This is a genomic window from Bartonella sp. AA1HLJMS, from assembly GCF_042197445.1.
In the GTDB taxonomy this organism is placed as follows: domain Bacteria; phylum Pseudomonadota; class Alphaproteobacteria; order Rhizobiales; family Rhizobiaceae; genus Bartonella.
Genome location: NZ_JBHIRW010000265.1, coordinates 1 through 766, shown reverse-complemented (window position 1 = coordinate 766; position 766 = coordinate 1). Strand labels below are relative to the sequence as shown.

General features: G+C 41.9%; 2 pseudogenes. Both read left to right on the top strand.

Annotated elements, in window-relative coordinates:
- Positions 1-330 (top strand): annotated as a pseudogene (locus ACFIQE_RS11090) (hypothetical protein); the annotation flags it as partial.
- A 68-nt stretch (positions 331-398) separates the two neighbouring features.
- Positions 399-766: pseudogene (locus ACFIQE_RS11085) on the top strand (filamentous hemagglutinin); the annotation flags it as partial.

Sequence of the window (766 nt, the reverse complement as noted above, 5' to 3'; positions counted from 1 at the left end):
AAATACAGCGATAAAGCCTATAAAAAATATAGTGAAGAAGCCTCTAAAAAGCGCAATGATGTAGCCCCTAAAAAGCGTAATGCTGAAGCCTCTAAAAAGCGTAATGCTGAAGCCCCTAAAAAGCGCAATGATGTAGCCCCTAAAAAGCACAATGATGTAGCCTCTAAAAAGCGTAATGCTGAAGCTCCTAAAAAGCGTAATGCTGAAGCCCCTAAAAAGCGCCATGATGTAGCCCCTAAAAAGCGCCATGATGTAGCCCCTAAAAAGCACAATGATGTAGCCCCTAAAAAGCACAATGATGTAGCCTCTAAAAAGCGCATGATGGAGTAGAAGGGGAAACCAAATCTGCTATCAGCGATGGGACTATCATCCTTACTGATACAACTGGACAGAGGGCAATGGGGCAAGATGCTGGACAAATCATTGATGCACTCAACTGCAACACCGCTACAGCCCACCAAGCAGTAGGACAGCTAGATGTCGCACCGCTTGAGGATATATTGCGTAATCGTTTAGGTATGAGAAATAAATGGGTAGATGAATGGTTTGATATATGGGATGGGGTTCGTAAAATGGCATTTTATGTTGACCATCCAGTGGGTGAGGTTGCGCATGATGAAAATGGCAATGTCCTCTATTTAACCGATGAAAATGGAAAACCTATAAAAGGCAGTGATGGAAAATATATCACTCTGTATCACTTTTTAAAGCCAGAGGAAGAAAAGCATTTACAAAAAGGCCCTAATGGTGCTGTTTATATGTTCTA